This is a genomic window from Silvania confinis, assembly GCF_025564085.1.
Taxonomy (GTDB): Bacteria; Pseudomonadota; Gammaproteobacteria; order Enterobacterales; family Enterobacteriaceae; genus Enterobacter; species Enterobacter confinis.
In genome coordinates this window covers 1-19226 of record NZ_JAMGZJ010000078.1, presented here as the reverse complement: position 1 = coordinate 19226, position 19226 = coordinate 1, and the positions used below count along the sequence as shown (strand labels likewise).

The 19226-nt window shown below is 54.5% G+C and carries 21 protein-coding genes; 10 read left to right on the top strand and 11 right to left on the bottom strand.

The window, feature by feature from the left end:
• Positions 1-64: 64 nt before the first annotated feature.
• Complete coding sequence (locus M8013_RS17795) at positions 65-853, bottom strand: deaminated glutathione amidase (RefSeq protein WP_271269128.1); 789 nt, start codon at positions 851-853, stop codon at positions 65-67.
• 66 nt (positions 854-919) lie between these two features.
• Between M8013_RS17795 and crcB the strand changes: the two genes are divergently transcribed.
• On the top strand, positions 920-1303 hold the full coding sequence (gene crcB / locus M8013_RS17790; protein ID WP_271269127.1) for a fluoride efflux transporter CrcB: 384 nt from the start codon (positions 920-922) through the stop codon (positions 1301-1303).
• A gap of 221 nt (positions 1304-1524) precedes the next feature.
• Here the strand turns inward: crcB and cspE are convergent, their stop codons facing one another.
• From cspE to M8013_RS17775, 3 genes are all read right to left on the bottom strand, one after another.
• A complete protein-coding gene (gene cspE / locus M8013_RS17785; protein WP_000034825.1) occupies positions 1525-1734 on the bottom strand; it encodes a transcription antiterminator/RNA stability regulator CspE in 210 nt (69 codons plus the stop codon).
• 190 nt (positions 1735-1924) lie between these two features.
• Positions 1925-2560, bottom strand: coding sequence for a lipid IV(A) palmitoyltransferase PagP (pagP, locus tag M8013_RS17780; protein ID WP_271269126.1), 636 nt, complete (start codon positions 2558-2560; stop codon positions 1925-1927).
• Positions 2561-3073: 513 nt separating this feature from the next.
• Entirely contained in the window at positions 3074-3220 is a 147-nt protein-coding gene (locus M8013_RS17775) for a hypothetical protein (RefSeq protein WP_271269125.1), read from the bottom strand.
• Positions 3221-3416: 196 nt separating this feature from the next.
• Here M8013_RS17775 and dcuC point away from each other — a divergent pair, with 196 nt between their 5' ends.
• Positions 3417-4790, top strand: coding sequence for an anaerobic C4-dicarboxylate transporter DcuC (gene dcuC, locus M8013_RS17770; RefSeq protein ID WP_271269124.1), 1374 nt, complete (start codon positions 3417-3419; stop codon positions 4788-4790).
• 89 nt (positions 4791-4879) lie between these two features.
• A complete protein-coding gene (rna, locus tag M8013_RS17765) occupies positions 4880-5689 on the top strand; it encodes a ribonuclease I (RefSeq protein WP_271269123.1) in 810 nt (269 codons plus the stop codon).
• Here the strand turns inward: rna and M8013_RS17760 are convergent.
• Both M8013_RS17760 and M8013_RS17755 read right to left on the bottom strand, forming a co-directional pair.
• On the bottom strand, positions 5683-6300 hold the full coding sequence (locus M8013_RS17760) for a flavin reductase family protein (protein ID WP_271269122.1): 618 nt from the start codon (positions 6298-6300) through the stop codon (positions 5683-5685). The two genes, rna and M8013_RS17760, sit on opposite strands and share 7 nt — an antisense overlap.
• A 102-nt stretch (positions 6301-6402) precedes the next feature.
• Complete coding sequence (locus tag M8013_RS17755) at positions 6403-7233, bottom strand: alpha/beta fold hydrolase (RefSeq protein ID WP_271269121.1); 831 nt, start codon at positions 7231-7233, stop codon at positions 6403-6405.
• A gap of 289 nt (positions 7234-7522) precedes the next feature.
• Here M8013_RS17755 and rnk point away from each other — a divergent pair, with 289 nt between their 5' ends.
• On the top strand, positions 7523-7933 hold the full coding sequence (gene rnk, locus M8013_RS17750; protein WP_271269120.1) for a nucleoside diphosphate kinase regulator: 411 nt from the start codon (positions 7523-7525) through the stop codon (positions 7931-7933).
• Positions 7934-7995: 62 nt separating this feature from the next.
• Here rnk and M8013_RS17745 read toward each other — a convergent pair whose 3' ends face one another.
• Complete coding sequence (locus tag M8013_RS17745; protein ID WP_271269119.1) at positions 7996-9237, bottom strand: zinc-dependent alcohol dehydrogenase; 1242 nt, start codon at positions 9235-9237, stop codon at positions 7996-7998.
• A 216-nt stretch (positions 9238-9453) separates the two neighbouring features.
• Here M8013_RS17745 and uspG point away from each other — a divergent pair, with 216 nt between their 5' ends.
• Complete coding sequence (uspG, locus tag M8013_RS17740) at positions 9454-9882, top strand: universal stress protein UspG (RefSeq protein WP_271270146.1); 429 nt, start codon at positions 9454-9456, stop codon at positions 9880-9882.
• Positions 9883-9941: 59 nt separating this feature from the next.
• On the opposite strand, the gene ahpF is transcribed toward uspG, so the two are convergent.
• The gene (ahpF, locus tag M8013_RS17735) at positions 9942-11501 is read right to left on the bottom strand and encodes an alkyl hydroperoxide reductase subunit F (protein WP_271269118.1); all 1560 of its coding nucleotides are present in this window, start codon (positions 11499-11501) and stop codon (positions 9942-9944) included.
• A 119-nt stretch (positions 11502-11620) separates the two neighbouring features.
• On the bottom strand, positions 11621-12184 hold the full coding sequence (gene ahpC / locus M8013_RS17730; protein WP_271269117.1) for an alkyl hydroperoxide reductase subunit C: 564 nt from the start codon (positions 12182-12184) through the stop codon (positions 11621-11623).
• A 364-nt stretch (positions 12185-12548) separates the two neighbouring features.
• On the opposite strand from ahpC, the gene citR reads away from it, so the two are divergent.
• Positions 12549-13463, top strand: a complete 915-nt coding sequence (gene citR, locus M8013_RS17725; protein WP_271269116.1) for a DNA-binding transcriptional repressor CitR — start codon at positions 12549-12551, stop codon at positions 13461-13463.
• A gap of 102 nt (positions 13464-13565) precedes the next feature.
• Here citR and M8013_RS17720 read toward each other — a convergent pair whose 3' ends face one another.
• The gene (locus tag M8013_RS17720; RefSeq protein ID WP_271269115.1) at positions 13566-14726 is read right to left on the bottom strand and encodes a pyridoxal phosphate-dependent aminotransferase; all 1161 of its coding nucleotides are present in this window, start codon (positions 14724-14726) and stop codon (positions 13566-13568) included.
• 125 nt (positions 14727-14851) lie between these two features.
• Here M8013_RS17720 and M8013_RS17715 point away from each other — a divergent pair, with 125 nt between their 5' ends.
• From M8013_RS17715 to M8013_RS17705, 3 genes are read left to right on the top strand one after another with little or no spacing between them, the layout of a single operon-like run.
• Positions 14852-15466, top strand: a complete 615-nt coding sequence (locus M8013_RS17715) for a methylthioribulose 1-phosphate dehydratase (protein WP_271269114.1) — start codon at positions 14852-14854, stop codon at positions 15464-15466.
• Positions 15463-16152 (top strand): acireductone synthase, encoded by a 690-nt coding sequence (gene mtnC / locus M8013_RS17710; protein WP_271269113.1) that lies wholly within the window; start codon positions 15463-15465, stop codon positions 16150-16152. Before M8013_RS17715 ends, mtnC begins: the two co-directional genes overlap by 4 nt.
• The gene (locus M8013_RS17705; RefSeq protein ID WP_271269112.1) at positions 16149-16691 is read left to right on the top strand and encodes a 1,2-dihydroxy-3-keto-5-methylthiopentene dioxygenase; all 543 of its coding nucleotides are present in this window, start codon (positions 16149-16151) and stop codon (positions 16689-16691) included. The genes mtnC and M8013_RS17705 overlap by 4 nt, the downstream gene beginning before the upstream one ends.
• Positions 16692-16749: 58 nt before the next feature.
• On the opposite strand, the gene mtnA is transcribed toward M8013_RS17705, so the two are convergent.
• Positions 16750-17769: an S-methyl-5-thioribose-1-phosphate isomerase gene (mtnA, locus tag M8013_RS17700; protein ID WP_271269111.1), complete on the bottom strand. Its 1020-nt coding sequence runs from the start codon at positions 17767-17769 to the stop codon at positions 16750-16752.
• A 105-nt stretch (positions 17770-17874) separates the two neighbouring features.
• Here mtnA and mtnK point away from each other — a divergent pair, with 105 nt between their 5' ends.
• Entirely contained in the window at positions 17875-19074 is a 1200-nt protein-coding gene (mtnK, locus tag M8013_RS17695; protein WP_271270145.1) for an S-methyl-5-thioribose kinase, read from the top strand.
• Positions 19075-19226: the final 152 nt, after the last annotated feature.

Here is a 19226-nt window from a genome sequence, read left to right as displayed (position 1 = left end):
TCATTTGACGCCCGCACACAATAGCAATCTGTAACAAGGTGAATCAAGCCCTGTTTAAAAAACGTCACAATAATTGCGGTGGGGCGAAGCGTCGGTTGCGCAGCACCGGTAACTGTCTACGCGCAAGTGCAATGCGCTCCCGGCTTATCTCAGCCATCAACAACGCAGGCGCTTCTGCTGCGGCCGCCACCGTCACGCCCAGTGGGTCAATGATGCGGCTCTGACCGATATTCCTATTGCCACACTCCCCTGCAGCGACCACGTAGCAAGTGGTATCCAGTGCTCTGGCTGCCAGCAGTGTGGCCCAGTGATGTTCTTTGAGCGGCCCCCTGACCCACGCTGCGGGCAGCACCAGCACCTCAGCACCGGCCAATGCCAGATTCAGGGCCATCTCCGGGAAACGCAAATCGTAGCAGGTCATTAACCCCAGATGGATCCCGTCAATCTCAATCAGTGGCGCAACGATCGTCCCGGCATCTACCAGCCTCGACTCCTGAATGTTGAACGCATCGTAAAGATGCAGTTTGGCGTACTGCTCTACGATTTTCCCGGCCCGCAGCGCCACCAGCGTATTGATCGCCCGGCCCGTGGTTGACGGGACATGCACGGTCAGCACCGTCGTCAGTTGATTTCGCGCACTTTCTTCCAGCAGCATTGTCATAAAACCACCGTCGAGCAGCTGCGCCGATTTCACTGACAAATCTGGATCATTGTCATCACGCGCCAGCAGCGCTTCGGGCAGCACCAGTAGCGATGCACCCTGCTGATGGGCCTGGCTCATCAGCGAGATACAGGTTTCAGCATTCTTTTGCCAGTCCGCCGTTACCGCAAATTGTCCAACCGCAACGTACATATTTTCACCCTGCCTTATTCGGCGTTACACTTATCGCTCTTACACATCAAACAGCAGGTAATGTTCGTGTTTCAACTACTTTTAGCCGTTTTTATCGGCGGGGGCACAGGAAGCGTCGCGCGCTGGCTATTGAGCATGCGCTTTAACCCCATACATCAAATGATCCCCATCGGCACGCTGACGGCCAACCTTATCGGCGCCTTTATCATCGGCCTGGGGCTGGCATGGTTCAATCGAATGACCCACATCGACCCGGTGTGGAAAGTGCTGATCACCACCGGCTTCTGCGGCGGCCTGACCACATTTTCTACCTTCTCGGCTGAAGTGGTGTTTTTACTGCAGGAAGGAAGAGCTGCTTGGGCGTTACTGAATATTGCGCTTAACCTGCTAGGGTCGTTGATGATGACCGCGCTCGCATTCTGGATAATTTCTGCGACGAATGCCCATTAAAATGGCCAGCCGTTAATGTTAGCTTAATTTTTCTCTGGCACTCTTGAGGCAATATAACGAGAGGGTGACGTAATGAAAGAGAATATGGCCAGCGCAGGAATGGTGTTGTTAAGTGTATTAATAGTCGCCAGCTTTTTGAAAATTTATCTGTTTGGCTGATGCAGAAAGAAAAAAACCCGCTCAGTGAGCGGGTTTTGAAATTCTTGCTGGTCTCGTCTGAATTACAGAGCGATGACGTTAGCAGCAGAAGGGCCTTTGGCACCGTTAGTGATTTCGAACTCAACGCGCTGGCCTTCAGCCAGGGTTTTGAAACCATTAGTCTGGATTGCAGAGAAGTGAACGAACACATCTTTGCTGCCATCTTCCGGAGTAATGAAACCGAATCCTTTGGATTCATTAAACCACTTAACGTTACCTTTAATCTTAGACATCAAAATTACCTTTACATGAAAAATGGACACAAATGCTGTGTCGGGTATCAGTACAACAATTGTGAGCGGTTTTGTAAAGCGCCTTTTTGAAGAAAAGTGACAAAAGTCGCGTTAATTTTCAGCCCCCAATTTTTATTCTTTACTATTCAAAGTGTGGCTATTAAATCACCAAAACGTAAAGTTTTTTCAGTTAAAACTGAAAGCGCATCCAGGCAAAGAAGACGTTACCGTTGTTATAGGTTCCCGGTATGTAAGTCATCTGGAAGGTTGCCGGACCGTACCCCACGGAGGCCAGCGGTAAAACCACCGGCACAGGGATGTAATTCCAGTTATCACGCGCTGTCACCGCCGCGGTAAAACCCGCACCCAGATGGAAATTTTCATCGGCCAGTGGACGCCAGGTTTTTTCCCAGCCATAGCCGCCGATCGGCTCCCACTTGTTGTATGAGTCTTTGAATGCCATTACGTACAGGCCGTGCCAGTTGCCTTTTTCATCCCAGCGCGATTGACCAAACCCCGCGCCCCAGGGGCGCTCGTTGTAGCGATCGGTTTTCTCTTTATCATAGGCAAAGCGAGCGTGCCAGGTGATTGCGGGCACATACAGATCGTAATGCTGGGGCTGTTCCCACGTTGTTTTTGCATTATTACCGACGGTTTTTACCCAGTCTTTTAAAGGCTGAACTTTATCCGCAATAGCATGAGCCGGGAAAGTCAGCGGACCTAAAATTAAAGTAAAAATCAGTAAGCATTTATTAATTATTGTCACAATACCATTACCACTTTTATAAACGGTACCTATACCGGCATAGCGTAGTTGTAATGCCATTGATCTACCACTGGTTGAAATCTGAATTATTCAGCGTGGTTAATCAGAATATTCCTGGGAGAGTCGGCTTGAGCCGTAAATAGCGACGGCATATAAGATAAAAATTAACGCTGAGGCAACAACTTATCCAGCGTGGGAAGATAATGAACAAATCGCCGATCGTCTGTTAAGCAATCCGCCGTCTCACCTCTTTGCTGCTGTCGACACCGCCCAACGGGCAGTAACCCTGCAATGATGGTGACAGTGGTCATCACTTTCGACCCGTATGCGCAGGGTGTCTCCGTCGAGAATCGCAACCATTAACTGCTCAATTTCCTCAAAGGGATCTCAGGAATATGTTTTATCCAACGCCTGAAGAGATGTAGCATGATAATAACTTCGCCCCCGCAGAGACACCGGCAAAGGCAATAAACATGACAACTCCCACCATCGATAAATTATAATTAAACAGTCATAGCAACCACACACTACCCATCAGCGAAAAGGTAATCCCCCCATAATCACAAACCCATCTTAAATACATCTGAGGGTTAACCACTGCAGCACAAAAATAATCATCAAAGCGATCAGCGGAAATATTATCAGCGTCGCCGTTGCCCACTCACGATATTCAAAACTGACCGACCCCTCCGCCAGTAGCAACGCCACCTGCTCCGCCATACCCTGCAGCCTCTCTTTCCGGGCTGACTCTGGAGCCAGGCCGTTTTGCAGTGTAAATTATTGGCTAACTCCCCTTTAGTAGTAGATTTATTGATTTTAGTCAGCAATGCTGGCGCGATATTTGGGCACATTTTGACACCTTATTTTCATTGCTTATTTATCCTTGCGCCCTGGGCGTCGGGAGACAGGGGAATTCATGCAAATCTTTATCGAACTGCTCATTGGGGTAGTGGTTATTGTCGGCGTCGCGCGCTATATCATCAAAGGCTATTCCGCGACCGGCGTATTGTTCGTCGGCGGTCTGGCGTTACTGATTGTCAGCGCCCTGATGGGTCATAAGGTACTGCCAGCCAGCGCCACCAGCACCGGCTACACCGCAACGGATATCGTTGAATACATCAAAATTCTGCTGATGAGCCGCGGTGGCGATCTCGGGATGATGATCATGATGCTCTGCGGGTTTGCCGCCTACATGACCCATATCGGCGCCAATGACATGGTCGTGAAGCTGGCTTCAAAGCCGCTGAGCTACATCAACTCCCCTTATCTGCTGATGATTGCCGCCTATTTCGTCGCCTGCCTGATGTCGCTGGCCGTCTCCTCAGCAACCGGCCTTGGCGTATTGCTGATGGCGACCCTGTTCCCGGTCATGGTTAACGTCGGCATCAGCCGTGGCGCGGCGGCGGCAATTTGCGCCTCCCCGGCAGCCATTATCCTCTCTCCGACCTCCGGTGACGTGGTGCTCGCGGCCAAAGCGGCCGAGATGCCGCTGATCGACTTCGCCTTCAAAACCACCCTGCCGATCTCCATCGCGGCCATTATTGGCATGGCCGTGGCGCACTTCTTCTGGCAGCGATATCTCGATAAAAAAGAGAACATCTCTCACGAGAGACTCGACGTCAGCGAAATCACCACCACCGCACCGTCGTTCTACGCCATCATGCCGTTTACCCCGATTATCGGGGTGCTGATTTTTGACGGTAAATGGGGCCCGGAACTGCACATCATCACCATTCTGGTGATCTGTATGCTGCTGGCGGCGATTCTGGAATTTGTGCGTGGCTTCAATACCCAGAAGGTGTTCAGCGGGCTGGAAGTGGCCTATCGCGGGATGGCGGATGCCTTCGCCGGCGTGGTGATGCTGCTGGTTGCCGCCGGGGTCTTTGCCCAGGGGTTGAGCACCATCGGCTTCATTCAAAGTTTGATCGCCATCGCCACCTCGTTCGGTTCGGCGAGTATCATCCTGATGCTGGTACTGGTTGTCCTGACCATGCTGGCGGCAATGACTACCGGCTCCGGTAACGCGCCGTTCTATGCCTTCGTGGAGATGATCCCGAAACTGGCGCACTCCTCCGGTATCAACCCGGCTTACCTGACCATCCCGATGCTGCAAGCCTCTAACCTGGGTCGTACCATTTCGCCGGTATCAGGCGTGGTGGTGGCGGTTGCCGGTATGGCAAAAATCTCGCCGTTTGAAGTGGTGAAACGCACCTCTGTTCCGGTGCTGGTTGGGCTGCTGATCGTGATTATCGCCACCGAAGTGCTGGTGCCCGGCACCGCTGTCAGTTAACCCCCCCTCCTCTCAGAAAGCGCCTACGGGCGCTTTTTGTGCTTTAATAAGCTCCAGCATGACTCTGCTTTCAACCACCAGGACTTCACATGATCAGGAAAGATTTCGTTTTCGCTATCAGCGCAACCGCGATAGCGCTGTGCGCGCTCCCCGCGCAGGCAGACCCGCTTCAGGCAACGCAGTACGCGGATTTTGACCGCTATGTGCTGGCGCTCTCATGGCAGTCTGGATTTTGCCAGAGCCTGCATGACCGCAACCGCGATGCCCCCGATGAGTGCCGCCTGCAAAAAGAGCGCGCTGACAAAACCTCTATTCTGACCGTGCATGGTCTGTGGCCGGGTTTACCGAAATCTATCGCCGCTCGCGGTGTCGATGAGCGTCGCTGGATTCGCTACGGCTGCGCCACGCGCCCGATCCCGAATATGCCGGAAGCAAAAGCCAGCCGTAAATGTGATGCAGCAGAAACCGGCCTGTCGCTGACGGGCGCGGCAAAATTGAATGACGTGATGCCTGGCGCAGGCGGTAACTCCTGCCTGGAACGCTACGAATATGCTAAACACGGCGTCTGTTTCGGCTTCGATCCGGATGCTTACTTTGGCACCATGGTGCGCATGAACCAGGAAGTCAAAGCCAGCCCGCTGGGGCAATTTTTAGCGGAAAACTACGGTAAAACCGTCACCCGCAGCGCTTTCGATGCTGCCGTCGCCAGAAGCTGGGGCCCGCAGACGGTCAAAGCCGTCAAACTCAGCTGCAGCGGCAACCCGGCGTATCTCACCGAAGTCCAGATGTCGCTCACTGCCGCCAGCATCAACGTTCCGCTGGCGACCGACTCCTTTGCGCCACAGCCGCATCCGGGTAACTGCGGCAAACAGTTTGTGATCGATAAAATCGGCTACTGACGGACATCCGGGCGCACCAGATCAAAGCGCTGATCCTCGCTCACCGTAAAGTACGCCGTTGGGCCGCCGGCACGCAGCACTGGCTGCGCTTTAGCGGTCTGATAAACGCCATCCTGCAGCAGGCTTTCGTCAATGTGGATCCCGACCACTTCCCCCAGCACCAGCCAGGTGTCGATTGGCGTTCCGCTGGCAGCCGTCAGCTGGATGCATTGCGACAGGCGACATTCAAAGTTCACCGGGCTTTCGGCAACGCGCGGCACCTTGACCACCCGGCTTTCGGCTTTATTCAGACCGGCGCGGATAAACTCGTCCTCACCGTGCGGCAGGCTGGCGGAAGTTTCGTTCATGGCGCAGGCCAGCTCACGGGTCGTGAGATTCCAGACAAATTCGCCGGTTTCCACAATATTGCGCACGCTGTCTTTCCAGCCGGTGCTGGCAAAACCAATGATCGGCGGATGATAATTGAAGCAGTTGAAAAAGCTGTAAGGCGCCAGGTTTGGGCGACCTTCGGTATCGCACGAGGCAATCCAGCCGACAGGACGTGGACCGATAATGGCGTTTAACGGATCGTGCGGCAGGCCGTGCCCCTGGGAAGGTTGGTAGAAGTACATAGTGCTCTCGGGAAGGATAACGGATTAACACTGGCAGGCACGGATTACGCTTCGCTCATCCCCCTGCCCCAGGAGGATCAGCGTAACGCAATCCGTAGAAAATTAAGACTGAATAAAGTGCAGCAAGTCTTCGTTAATTTGCTGTTTGTGAGTGGTGCAAATTCCGTGCGATGCGCCGGGGTACACTTTTAGCTGGCCGTCAGGCAGGAGCGTCACCGCCACTTTGCCGCAGGTTTCGAACGGCACAATCTGATCGTCATCGCCATGAATAACCAGCGTCGGGATAGTCATTTTGCGCAGGTCTTCCCGCAAATCGGTTTCCGAAAATGCCGCAATGCAGTCATACAACCCTTTGATTGACCCCTGCAAACCCTGCACGGTAAAGCTTTCGCGCACGGCGATGGACTCGCTGGCACCGGAACGGTTATAGCCATAAAACGCCGCGCTCAGTTCGTAGAAAAAGGCACCGCGATCCTTCACCACCCCATCCCGGATACCGTCAAACACCTCTTTCGGCACCCCGTCCGGGTTAAAATCGGTCTTGATCATGATCGGTGTGACGGCGCTAATTAGCACCGCTTTTGCCACCCGGTCGGTACCGTGACGCCCGATGTAGCGCGCCACTTCGCCCCCGCCCGTCGAGTGCCCAACGTGGACGGCATCTTTCAGGTTCAGATGCGCCGTCAGCTCTGCCAGATCGTCCGCGTACTGATCCATGTTGTTGCCATCCCACGGCTGGGCAGAGCGACCGTGCCCGCGTCGGTCATGGGCAATCACGCGAAAACCCTGCGACCCCAGAAATAACATCTGATCTTCAAAGGCATCCGCCGTAAGCGGCCAGCCGTGGCTGAAGACAATTGGCTGTCCGCTGCCCCAGTCTTTGAAATGCAAATAGCTGCCGTCTTTCAGGGTAACTTTGTCGTAATCGCTCATGAGATCTCCTAAAACGGAACACAACACGCAGGTGGGCGCAGGATAACAGGCGCTTAAGAAGGATAATGCAAATCGGCCAACGATCACGTTTTTTGACTAAAATTCATACAAAAGTACCCGTTCTCGCCGACGGGAAAAATCCACGCTGTGAATGTGATATTCATCACTTCAAACCCGGGCGCAGAGTCAGTATCATCGACAGTAGTTAAACCCTCGCTAGCGGATGGCGAGGGTTTTCTTTTGGCCTCTATACTGCGGCTGTCGCAGCATTAACGACATGGAGTAAATAATGTCCAGACCCACCATTATCATTAACGAGCTCGATGCCGAACGTATCGACCGCCTGCTGGAGCAACCGGCCTTTGCCTCGCTGCCGGTTGCCGAAGCGCTGAACGCTGAACTGGATCGCGCGCAGATGTGCGCCCCGCAGGACATGCCGCATAACGTGGTGACCATGAACAGCCAGGTGCGATTTCGCGATCTGACCACCGGCGAAGAACGCACCCGCACGCTGGTCTATCCAAATCAAATGACCGACAGCGCAACTCAGCTTTCAGTTCTGGCACCGGTAGGCGCAGCGTTGATTGGCCTGCGCGCTGGCGACACCATTCACTGGGAGCTGCCGGGCGGTACCGCCACGCATCTCGAGGTGCTGGAGCTTATCTGGCAACCTGAAGCCGCCGGTGAATACCTGCGCTAGTCCCATCTGACAAGCGGTAACCCGCTTTGCCCAGAGGATGCATCTGCATCCTCTTGCTGCCTTCAGAGCGTGGCGGCCGGCGGCATCGCATTGACCAACCCCGTTACCCGCTCTTTCGCCACTTGTGGGCTTTGTGCCCCCGGCACCAGAATCACCTTCCGGCACTCTTCCTGACGCTTCTCAAAAATCTCATACCCGCGGGCTGCCTCTTCAAACGGCAGATAGTGCGTGACAATTTCCTCCGGCGTGAGCAGCCCTTGCTCGATCAGCGGCAACAGTTCCCCAAGCCATGCGTGAACGTTCGTCTGCCCCATTTTAAATGTCAGCCCTTTATCAAAGGCATCGCCGAACATAAACCCGTGGATAAATCCGGCATACACCCCGGGCACGCTGACGACCCCGCCGCGCCGCACGGCGGCAATGCACTGGCGCAAGGCTTTGCCACTGCTGCCTTCCAGCTTCAGGTTGGTGAGCACGGTTTCGGTGGTACTGCCTTTGGCTTCGAACCCGACCGCGTCGATCACCGCATCCACTCCGCGATGGCCTGCGGTCTGGGCGATAATTTTTTCCGCCGCGTCGTTATCTACGTCAAAGTTGACAGGGATGGCACCGTAGCGCTGCTCGGCAAAACGCAGCCGATAATCGTGATGGTCGACAACAAAAATCTGTTCGGCACCCAGCAGCCGCGCACAGGCGATGGTCAGCAACCCGACTGGCCCGGCACCGAATACCGCCACGCTGCTGCCTTTTTCAATCTGCGCATTTTTGGCCGCCTGCCAGGCCGTGGGCAGGATATCTGACAGAAAGAGCGCTTTGTCATCCGACAGCAGCGGCGGCACTTTAAACGGCCCGACGTTGCCTTTAGGCACCCGGACATACTCCGCCTGACCGCCGGGCACGCCGCCATACAGATGGCTGTAGCCAAACAGCGCGGCAGGTGCCGGGATCTGTTTTTTATTCAGGGCCGCCCCCGGCCCGCTGTTGGTCGTCTCGCAGGCGGCGTACTGGTGCATACGGCAAAAAAAGCAGTCGCCGCAGGCAATCACGAAGGGGATCACAACCCGATCGCCCTTCTGCAGATCCTTCACCTCTCGCCCGGTTTCTACGACCTCGCCCATGAATTCATGGCCAAAAATATCGCCATGTTTTACCTGCGGGATCTTGCCGCGGTAGAGATGCAAATCCGACCCGCAGATCGCGGTGGCGGTGATACGCAAAATTATATCGTCGGCGTGCTCGATGATCGGATCGGGAACCGTTTCAACGCGGACGCTATGGGGACCGTGATACGTCAATGCTTTCATGCGACCTCCGAATAACAGTGAAAAGTGCGTGTTAACCTTAAAAGGGTAGCCATCTGCGGCGATAAGCCGGGGAAAGAGTCGGCTTTGAGATTATTCCTGGAGGACGTCGGAGAGCATCGTCAGGCGGCGAAGTTAAAAACTGCCAGCGACCCTGCAAAAACAAATAATGTTTTGTGATTGAATAGGTTCATTGAAACTAAACAGGGAGAAACGGGTATATATCAGATAATCATTATGCCGGTGGATGTTTTTGAGATGGAGCTCAGCGATAAGGCGATTCGCCACGCGGAATTTCTGGCACAGCAGGATGGCATTATTCACTTAATTCATGTTCTGCCGGGCTCGGCCAGCTTTGGCTTGCACCGCTTTGCCGCCGATATGCGCCGTTTCGAAGAGCATATCCAGCACGAAGCGAAGACCCGGCTGCAGTCGATGGTCGGCCATTTCAGCCTCGATCCGTCACGCATTAAAACCCATGTCTGTTTTGGCCATGTGCGCGATGTGGTGAACGAGTTCGCTACCGAAATGCATGCAGATATCGTGGTGATCGGTTCGCGTAACCCTTCAATTTCCACCCATCTGCTGGGGTCGAATGCCTCCAGCGTAGTCCGCCACGCCAACATTCCGGTGCTGGTGGTGAGATAAAAAAAAGAGGCTACCCTCGGGTAGCCTCTGCATTGCAGGTGTCGACTTACTTTCTTATGTTATTGGGTGCGAATCAGATAATCGAATGAACTCAGAGACGCTTTTGCCCCTTCGCCAGTAGCAATGATGATCTGTTTATACGGCACGGTGGTGCAGTCGCCCGCCGCAAAAATGCCCTTCACGCTGGTTTCACATTTGGCGTCGATGATGACCTCGCCCATGCGGTTACGCTCGATGGCGCCCTCCAGCCAGGTCGTATTCGGCAGCAAACCAATCTGAACAAAGATCCCGGACAGCTGAACGCTGTGCACATCGCCGCTCACGCGGTCGCGGTACTCAATCCCGGTCACTTTACTGCCGTCGCCTTTCACTTCAGTGGTCTGCGCGTTGAGAATAATATCGACATTTTTCAGGCTGCGCACTTTATCCTGCAGCACCTGGTCAGCCTTCATTTCTGGCGCGAACTCCAGCAGGGTGACGTGCTCAACGATACCGGCCAGATCGATTGCCGCCTCTACGCCGGAGTTACCGCCGCCGATCACCGCTACGCGCTTGCCTTTGAACAGCGGGCCGTCGCAGTGCGGGCAATAAGTGACACCTTTGGTGCGATACTGATCTTCACCCGGCACGTTCATGTTGCGCCATTTGGCACCGGTGGCAATGATGATGCTGCGCGCTTTCAGCACAGCGCCTGACGCAGTCTCAATCTGATGCAAGCCGCCTTCCTGCGCCGCCGGGACCAGTTTGCTGGCGCTCTGGCTGTCAATCACGTCCACTTCATAGTCGCTGACGTGCGCTTTCAGAGCACCAGCCAGCTTCTGCCCTTCGGTTTTGGGTACTGAAATGTAGTTTTCAATATCCACCGTATCCAGCACCTGGCCGCCAAAACGTTCGCCCATCAGGCCGGTACGGATCCCTTTACGTGCGGAGTAGACCGCCGCTGCCGCACCCGCCGGGCCGGAGCCAACAATCAGCACATCATAAGCCTCACGGTTGTTCAGCTCGGCTGCCGCGCGTTTTTCTGCGCCGCTGTCCACTTTGGCGACAATTTCCGCCAGCGTCATGCGACCCTGACCAAACTCTTTGCCGTTCACAAACACCGCCGGAACGCCCATTACGTTACGATCTGTGATTTCATTCTGGAATACGCCGCCGTCAATCGCGGTATGTTTGATGCGCGGGTTCAGCACCGCCATCAGGTTCAGCGCCTGCACCACGTCCGGGCAGTTATGGCATGAGAGCGAATAGTAGGTTTCAAACTCAAAATCACCGTCGAGGTCGCGGATCTGCTCCAGCAACGACTGCGCCTCTTTCGACGGATGACCGCCGGTCCACAGCAGGGCCAGCACCAGCGAGGTAAATTCATGTCCCAAAGGCGAACCGGCAAAGCGCGGGCCGTTATTCAAGCCTGGGTTAGTGATCAAGAAAGACGGCTTGCGCACCGGCAGGCTGTTGTCTTCGGTGAAGGTCACTTTTGGTGACAGTTCGGCAATTTCCGCCAGCAGTTCCTTGATTTCTGCCGATTTAGCGCTGTCATCCAGCGTGGCAATCAGCTCAACAGGTTTGGTCAGCTTCTCAAGATAGGCTTTGAGCTGGGTTTTCATGTTGGTGTCGAGCATCGTTAATCTCCTGCTAATTAAAACATCATCATGCAAGCTGCCTCGCGGGCGACCTGGATGAAGCTTGCATTATGGTGTTGGGAAGAAAAACGGGTGCGATGCACCCGTTTTTATCAGTCTTAGATCTTGCCGACCAGGTCCAGAGACGGAGACAGCGTTGCTTCGCCTTCTTTCCATTTCGCCGGACACACTTCACCTGGGTGGGAAGCGACGTACTGTGCGGCTTTGATTTTGCGCAGCAGGTCAGATGCGTCACGGCCAATACCTTCAGCGGTAACTTCGATGGCCTGGATGATGCCCTGCGGGTCAACGATAAAGGTGCCGCGATCGGCCAGACCTTCGTCTTCACGCATGTTTTCAAAGTTACGGGTCAGGGCGCCAGTCGGGTCGCCGATCATCGCGTATTTGATTTTGGCGATGGTGTCAGAGCTGCTGTGCCACGCTTTATGGGTGAAGTGGGTGTCGGTAGAAACAGAATAAACGTCTACGCCCAGCTTCTGCAGCTCGTCGTAATGGTCAGCCACGTCACCCAGTTCGGTCGGGCAGACGAAGGTAAAATCAGCCGGGTAGAAGAAGAACACGCTCCAGCGACCTTCAGTATCTTTCTCGGTGATTTCGACGAAGTCACCGTTTTTGAATGCCTGGTTTTTAAAAGGTTTAATTTTGGTATTAATTAAAGACATCTGCACTTCCTCCGTGGTTTCGTTGAGGGCTAAGTTACCCAACTTTCCGAAACGGGGCTAATGCGTTTTCATTATCAAATCAATCAGCAATACCTTACAACCGCTGAACCGCACCATTAGCGCTGGAATGGCCGCCTTGATACGTGACTGCAGGCAGAATTTCAACAGCCGCCGTCATTTATTTCGGATAAAAGTATTCCAATAACAACTGATAGATTATTTCATTAATCTGCAGCCATGATATATTAAGTTGTAATTTAAATTTAGTTAAGTTATTCACTTAAAGGGATTGTGAATGACTCACTTACTTCTATAGTAATCGTGTATCTCTTCACGATGGCGACACAGCTTATCAGGATGAATTATGGCTAATCTCTACGATCTGAAAAAATTTCATCTTAATCTACTGGTTATCTTCGAATGCATTTATCAGCACCTTAGCATCAGCAAGGCAGCTGAAACGCTCTTTATTACCCCCTCTGCGGTTAGCCAGTCGTTACAGCGCTTGCGCAACCAGCTGAACGATCCGCTGTTTATTCGATCAGGTAAAGGAATTACCCCCACAACCGTGGGCATGAACCTGCATAAACATCTCGAAGAGAACCTCAATCAGATTGAGCAGACGATTAACGTTATGCATGGCTCGACGCTTGAGAAGAATATCGTTATCTACTCGCCACAAATTCTGACCCCTGACCGGCTGCTGGCCCCGATGAAATTGTTGATGCGCGAGCACAACTACGAAGTCGAATATCACGATCTGCTGCTTTCCAAAGACTCCGCTGAGGACCTGCTGGCCTACCGCAAAGCCGATCTGGTGTTTTCGCTGTCCGCCGTTTCGAATCGCTCAATTGTTTGCAATCACTTTATGAACGTGCCCATTGTTACTGTCTGCCGGGAGGATCATCCGCGCATGGGTGATTCGGCCACACTTGAACAGCTGAGGGAGGAAAAATTCGCCCAGTTTATATCCTTGTCCCCCGGTTTAATCACGTTCCAGGCCGCGGCAGAGCAAACTTTACCCGACAGAAAAATTGGCTTTCGCTGCGACTCCTTTTTCTCACTGATTACCATGATTAGCGCATCCAATTTACTGGGATATATTCCTGAGGTCGCATATCAACAATATCGGGATATTTTAAAGCTGAAGAAAGTCAATACACCCTTTACGTTACCAATGGCAGATATTTATATGATGTATAACCGTGCGGCGTTAAACAGTAAGATTTTCGCCGGGTTTATTAATCAAATAAGCACGGAAGGGTTTAAATATGATTGACACTAAAAATAATTTTAGTTGATTTTATTTCCCAGAGAAAATAAGTACACCGGAGCTATTGTATTGCTCCAGTGTATTTAAATGATTACCCTCGGCCTGTCGTTACAGCGTTTTAAGCCGCTCTGCCGCCGCCAGCAATGTGGCTTCCTGCTTGGCGAAACAGAGTCGAATAAGCTTGTGCGGGAAGGGATCAGCGCAGAATACGGATAACGGGATCGCCGCCACGCCCACCTCCGTGGTTAACCACTGGCAGAAACGGACATCATCGAGATCGGAAATCGCGCTGTAATCCGCCAGCAGGAAATAGGTCCCGTCGCAGGGCAACACTTCCAGCCGACTGGCACCCAGCGCCGAAATAAACAGATCCCGACGGGCGCGATAGAAGTCCGGCAGCTCGCGGTAATGTTCCGGCGCATTGCGCAGCATATCGGCGATTGCCAGCTGTGCCGGAGTATTGACCGCGAAGGTCAGGAACTGATGCACCTTGCGCAGCTCGGCGCTGATCGCCGCCGGTGCCACGCAGTAGCCCACTTTCCAGCCGGTCATATGAAAGGTTTTGCCGAAGGATGAAACGGCGATCGCCCGCTCGCGCAGCTGCGGGTGCGCCAGCACGCTGGCATGCCCCTCTTCGGCAAAACAGATATGCTCATACACTTCGTCGCTCAGCACATAAATTTCACGTTGCGCAATTGCCTGCCACAGCGCGGCGAAGTCGTCCTGCCGCCACACCGTGGCCGACGGGTTATGCGGGGTATTCAAAATCACCACCCGGGTTTTATCGCTCAGCAGGGCGGCAAAGGCCTGCCAGTCGGGGCGGAAATGCGGCGGCTGCAGCGCCACCCGTTTCACCACGCCGCCCGACAGCGCTATCGCGGGCGCATAACTGTCGTAACTTGGGTCAAAGCAAATCACCTCATCACCGGTGCGTACCAGCGCAGTGATGGCCGAAAACAGGGCTTCGGTTGCCCCTGCGGTGACTGTCACGTCGCTGTTCGCATCCGGTTTGTAGCCATACAGTTCGGCGGTTTTATCGGCAATCGCTTCGCGCAGCGGCTGTGCGCCGGTCATCGGCGCATACTGATTCGCACCGTTGGCCACGTGATAAGCCAGCCGTTGCTGGAGATAGTCAGGGCCATCAAAATCCGGGAATCCTTGCGACAGATTGATGGCGTTATGCTGCTGGGCCAGCGCACTCATTTGCGTAAAGATGGTGGTACCAAGATTGGGAAGTTTACTGTCAGGAATCAATACGTTATTAGTCATTATGCCGGGCCTGTATGTAATCCATATGTTGCTGCCACTATAACACGATGTTAGTATTTGGCAATCAAGACGCTTAGACGTCTAAACCATAACGATATGCCTGACCGACAGAGGTAATAAGGACCATGACAGACAACCTGCAACTCACATTCCTGGTCGACGCCTGTCACTGGATCGGTGCCAAAGGCTGGGCGCCCGCGACAGGCGGCAACATGTCCATCCGCCAGGACGACAGCTGGTGCTGGCTCAGCGAATCGGGCAAAGATAAAGGCAGCCTGACCACCGATGACTTCCTGCAGGTTGAGATTGCCACCAACCGCGCCCCTTCCGGGCGTAAGCCCTCGGCCGAAACCGGGCTGCATACGCTGGTTTATCGTCTCTTCCCTGAAGCCAATGCGGTGCTGCATGTCCATACGGTCAATGCGACGGTACTCTCACGGTTAATCAAAGGGCCAGAACTGCAGATCAGCGGCTTTGAAATGCAGAAATCGCTCAGCGGGCAGACCACCCATCTCGATACCCTTAGCATCGCTGTTTTTGATAACGACCAGGATATTGACGCGCTGGCGTCACGTATCGCCGATTACGCACAGACGCATCCGTTTAATTATGGTTTTCTTCTGCGCGGTCATGGCTTAACCTGCTGGGGACGCGATGTGGCAGAAGCCCGGCGTCACCTTGAAGGCCTCGAATTCTTGTTCGAGTGCGAGATGCGTTTACGACAACTGGAGAGAGTATGATTCGCGCGATTGTGACGGATATTGAAGGCACCACCAGCGATATCCGTTTTGTCCATAATGTCCTGTTCCCCTATGCGCGCGAACGCCTGGCCGCGTTTGTCAGTGCGCAACAGTACGCCGAACCGGTCAACACCATTCTGGACAATCTGCGTGAAGAGATCGACCAGCCGCACGCCAGCGCCAGCGACCTGGTTGAGACCCTGTTTGCGTTTATAGACCAGGATCGCAAATCCACCGCGCTCAAGGCGTTACAGGGCATCATCTGGCAGGAGGGCTACCTCAACGGCGACTTCACCGGCCACCTCTACCCGGACGTCCTGCCTTCTCTTGAGAAATGGAAAGCGCAGGGTATTGATTTATATGTTTATTCCTCGGGCTCCGTTGCCGCGCAAAAACTGTTATTTGGCTACAGCGACGAAGGTGATATTACTCATCTGTTCAGCGGTTATTTTGATACCCACATCGGGGCCAAGCGAGAAACGCAGTCTTATCAGAATATTGCGACGCAAATTGGCGTTGCCCCGTCGCAGATCCTGTTTTTGTCTGATGTTTATCAGGAACTGGACGCCGCTGAACAGGCAGGTTTTCGCACCCTGCAGTTGATTCGCGGCGACGACGACGGCGCCAGCCATCATCACCAGGTGCATCAGTTCGATGACATTAATCCGGAGCAGATCCCTTCATGAGCGCATTGACCATTTTTTCTGATAACGAAGCCAGCCAGCCCGAATGGCACAGCACTGACGCCGCCGCGATTGCCGAGAAGTTAAACGCCCGTGGCGTGCGTTTTGAACGCTGGGAAGCGGACCGCGATTTAGGCCGTGATCCGGCTGCCGAAACGGTGATCAATGCCTATCAGCACGCCATTGATAAGCTGGTGGCAGAAAAAGGCTATCAGAGCTGGGATGTGATCAGCCTGCGCGCGGACAACCCGCAGAAAGACGCCCTGCGCGCGAAGTTCCTTAATGAGCACACCCACGGCGAAGACGAAGTGCGTTTCTTTGTTGAAGGTGCCGGGCTGTTTTGCCTGCACATTGACGACCAGGTGTATCAGGTGCTGTGCGAAAAGAACGACCTGATCTCCGTTCCCGCCGGAACGCCGCACTGGTTTGATATGGGATCCGAGCCGAACTTTACCGCCATTCGTATTTTCGATAACCCGGAAGGCTGGGTCGCTCAGTTTACCGGTGACGCCATTGCGGATGCGTATCCACGATTGCCCTAGATAAACGTTTGTTCCCTCTCCCCGTGGGAGAGGGCCAGGGTGAGGGCATCAGACCGCACTACCCCCCAAATATCCCCTGCTCTACCGCTTCCGGCAACACCACACCCGTATCCAGCACCCAACCGCTAATCAGTGCCGCAGGCGTAACGTCAAACGCCGGGTTATAGACCTGGGCATCAACCGGCGCCCACTGTACCGCACCGAAACTCCCCGCCACGCCGGTCACTTCGCGCGGATCGCGCTGTTCAATCGGGATGGCATCGCCGTTCGGGCAGTGCGGGTCGAGCGTGGTTTGCGGAGCGGCTACATAGAACGGAATACCGTGGAATTTCGCCAGCACCGCCAGAGAATAGGTGCCGATTTTGTTCGCCACATCACCATTGGCGGCAATGCGGTCCGCTCCCACCCAGATGGCGTCCACCTGCCCTTTGGCCATTAAGCTGGCAGCCATCGAGTCAGCGATAAGCTGATACGGCACGCCCAGCTCGCCCAGCTCCCACGCCGTCAGCCTGCCGCCCTGCAGCAGCGGACGGGTTTCATCCACCCAGACATTACTGACTTTGCCCTGCTGATGCGCGAGGGCAATCACCCCCAGCGCGGTGCCAACGCCCGCCGTCGCCAGCCCGCCGGTGTTGCAGTGGGTCAGCAGACGGCTGCCCGGCTGCACCAGCGCGCTGCCTGCCAGGGCAATGGCCTCGCAGAGCTGTTTGTCTTCTTCAATCAGGCGCAGCGCTTCGCTCACCAGCTCAGGGACAAAATCCTCCTGCCACAGCGCCAGCTTCATGCGATCGAGGTTGTTCATCAGGTTCACCGCCGTCGGGCGCGATGCACGCAGCGTCTCCAGCGCAACCGCCAGCTCATCCCGGCTGTGGCCATTTTCCGCCAGCAGCGCCAGCAGCAGACTGGCAGAGAGACCAATCAGCGGCGCACCGCGCACCCTCAGGGCGTGAATATGCCCCACCAGCGCCTCTACGGTTGAAGCATCCAGCCAGCGTTTCTCCTGCGGGAGCGCCTGCTGATCGAGAATAAATAACTGATTGTTCGCCACTCGCAGGCTGGTCGTCTGTAATGTCTGCATGTCGTTAATTCTCTGTTGCGTTGTTGTGTCACATTGTGTCAGGATGAATTCCAGATGTATAGACGTCTGAATGTCTTTATTATGAAAACCCATGAGGAACCGGCAATGTCGCAATACCGTACCTTTACCGCTCAGGACGCCGTGGCGTATGCCCAGCAGTTTGGCGGCCTTGAAAACCCATCGTCACTGGTGGAGGCGCAGGAGGTGGGCGACGGCAACCTCAATCTGGTGTTTAAAATTTTCGACAGCCAGGGCGTAAGCCGCATTATCGTCAAACAGGCGCTGCCCTATGTGCGCTGCGTGGGCGAATCCTGGCCACTGACGCTGGATCGCGCGCGTCTTGAAGCTGAAACGCTGGTCGAGCACTATCAGCACAGCCCCCAGCACACGGTGAAAATCCATCATTTCGACCCCGAACTGGCGGTGATGGTGATGGAAGATCTCTCCAGCCATAAAATCTGGCGCGGCGAGCTGATCGGCAATGTTTACTACCCGCAAGCCGCGCGTCAGCTGGGCGAATACCTGGCACATACCCTGTTCCACACCAGCGATTTTTATCTGCATCCGCACACCAAAAAAGTGCGGGTGGCGCAATTTATCAACCCGGAGATGTGCGAGATCACCGAAGATCTGTTCTTCAACGATCCGTACCAGATCCACGAGCGCAATAACTACCCGGCCGCGCTGGAAAACGACGTTGCCGCCCTGCGCAATGACGACCAGCTCAAAATCGCCGTCGCCTCCCTGAAGCACCGCTTCTTCTCGCAGGCCGAGGCGCTGCTGCACGGCGATATCCACAGCGGGTCGATTTTTGTCGCTGAGGGCAGCCTGAAGGCGATTGACGCCGAATTTGGCTACTTTGGCCCGATTGGCTTTGATATTGGCACCGCGATCGGCAACCTGCTGCTTAACTTCTGTGGCCTGCCGGGCCATCTCGGTATTCGTGATGCCGCCGCCGGACGTGAACAGCGGCTGCTCGACATCCAGCAGCTGTGGACTACCTTCGCTGAACGCTTCCAGGCGCTGGCCGCAGAAAAGTCCCGCGATGCCGCGCTCAGCGTGCCGGGCTACGCCAGCGAGTTTCTGAAAAAAGTGTGGCAGGACGCGATTGGTTTCTGCGGCACCGAGCTTATCCGCCGCAGCGTGGGGCTGTCACACGTGGCGGATATCGACACCATTCAGGATGACGAGATGCGCCACGAATGCCTGCGCCATGCCATTACACTCGGCAAAGCGCTGATTGTAATAGCCGACCGGATCGACAGCGTGGAAGCCCTATTGGCGCGGGTGCGTCAGTACAGTTAACCGGTTTTCTCCCTCTCCCCGTGGGTGTACAGACTGGGGACATAGTGAACGCTTGTTCGGGGACATGGTAGACACTTACAACTAAGGCATAAGAACCCGTATATGGAGTCGCTTATGCCGTGGGATGCGAGAGATACCATGTCATTACGTAC

Bases quoted from the DNA above. Each gene is read 5' to 3' on its own strand.
- M8013_RS17795 (WP_271269128.1), bottom strand. From the start codon at position 853: ATGTACGTTGCGGTTGGACAATTTGCGGTAACGGCGGACTGGCAAAAG.
- cspE (WP_000034825.1), bottom strand. From the start codon at position 1,734: ATGTCTAAGATTAAAGGTAACGTTAAGTGGTTTAATGAATCCAAAGGA.
- pagP (WP_271269126.1), bottom strand. From the start codon at position 2,560: ATGGCATTACAACTACGCTATGCCGGTATAGGTACCGTTTATAAAAGT.
- M8013_RS17775 (WP_271269125.1), bottom strand. From the start codon at position 3,220: ATGGCGGAGCAGGTGGCGTTGCTACTGGCGGAGGGGTCGGTCAGTTTT.
- dcuC (WP_271269124.1), top strand. From the start codon at position 3,417: ATGCAAATCTTTATCGAACTGCTCATTGGGGTAGTGGTTATTGTCGGC.
- rna (WP_271269123.1), top strand. From the start codon at position 4,880: ATGATCAGGAAAGATTTCGTTTTCGCTATCAGCGCAACCGCGATAGCG.
- M8013_RS17760 (WP_271269122.1), bottom strand. From the start codon at position 6,300: ATGTACTTCTACCAACCTTCCCAGGGGCACGGCCTGCCGCACGATCCG.
- M8013_RS17755 (WP_271269121.1), bottom strand. From the start codon at position 7,233: ATGAGCGATTACGACAAAGTTACCCTGAAAGACGGCAGCTATTTGCAT.
- rnk (WP_271269120.1), top strand. From the start codon at position 7,523: ATGTCCAGACCCACCATTATCATTAACGAGCTCGATGCCGAACGTATC.
- M8013_RS17745 (WP_271269119.1), bottom strand. From the start codon at position 9,237: ATGAAAGCATTGACGTATCACGGTCCCCATAGCGTCCGCGTTGAAACG.
- ahpF (WP_271269118.1), bottom strand. From the start codon at position 11,501: ATGCTCGACACCAACATGAAAACCCAGCTCAAAGCCTATCTTGAGAAG.
- ahpC (WP_271269117.1), bottom strand. From the start codon at position 12,184: ATGTCTTTAATTAATACCAAAATTAAACCTTTTAAAAACCAGGCATTC.
- citR (WP_271269116.1), top strand. From the start codon at position 12,549: ATGGCTAATCTCTACGATCTGAAAAAATTTCATCTTAATCTACTGGTT.
- M8013_RS17720 (WP_271269115.1), bottom strand. From the start codon at position 14,726: ATGACTAATAACGTATTGATTCCTGACAGTAAACTTCCCAATCTTGGT.
- M8013_RS17715 (WP_271269114.1), top strand. From the start codon at position 14,852: ATGACAGACAACCTGCAACTCACATTCCTGGTCGACGCCTGTCACTGG.
- mtnC (WP_271269113.1), top strand. From the start codon at position 15,463: ATGATTCGCGCGATTGTGACGGATATTGAAGGCACCACCAGCGATATC.
- M8013_RS17705 (WP_271269112.1), top strand. From the start codon at position 16,149: ATGAGCGCATTGACCATTTTTTCTGATAACGAAGCCAGCCAGCCCGAA.
- mtnA (WP_271269111.1), bottom strand. From the start codon at position 17,769: ATGCAGACATTACAGACGACCAGCCTGCGAGTGGCGAACAATCAGTTA.
- mtnK (WP_271270145.1), top strand. From the start codon at position 17,875: ATGTCGCAATACCGTACCTTTACCGCTCAGGACGCCGTGGCGTATGCC.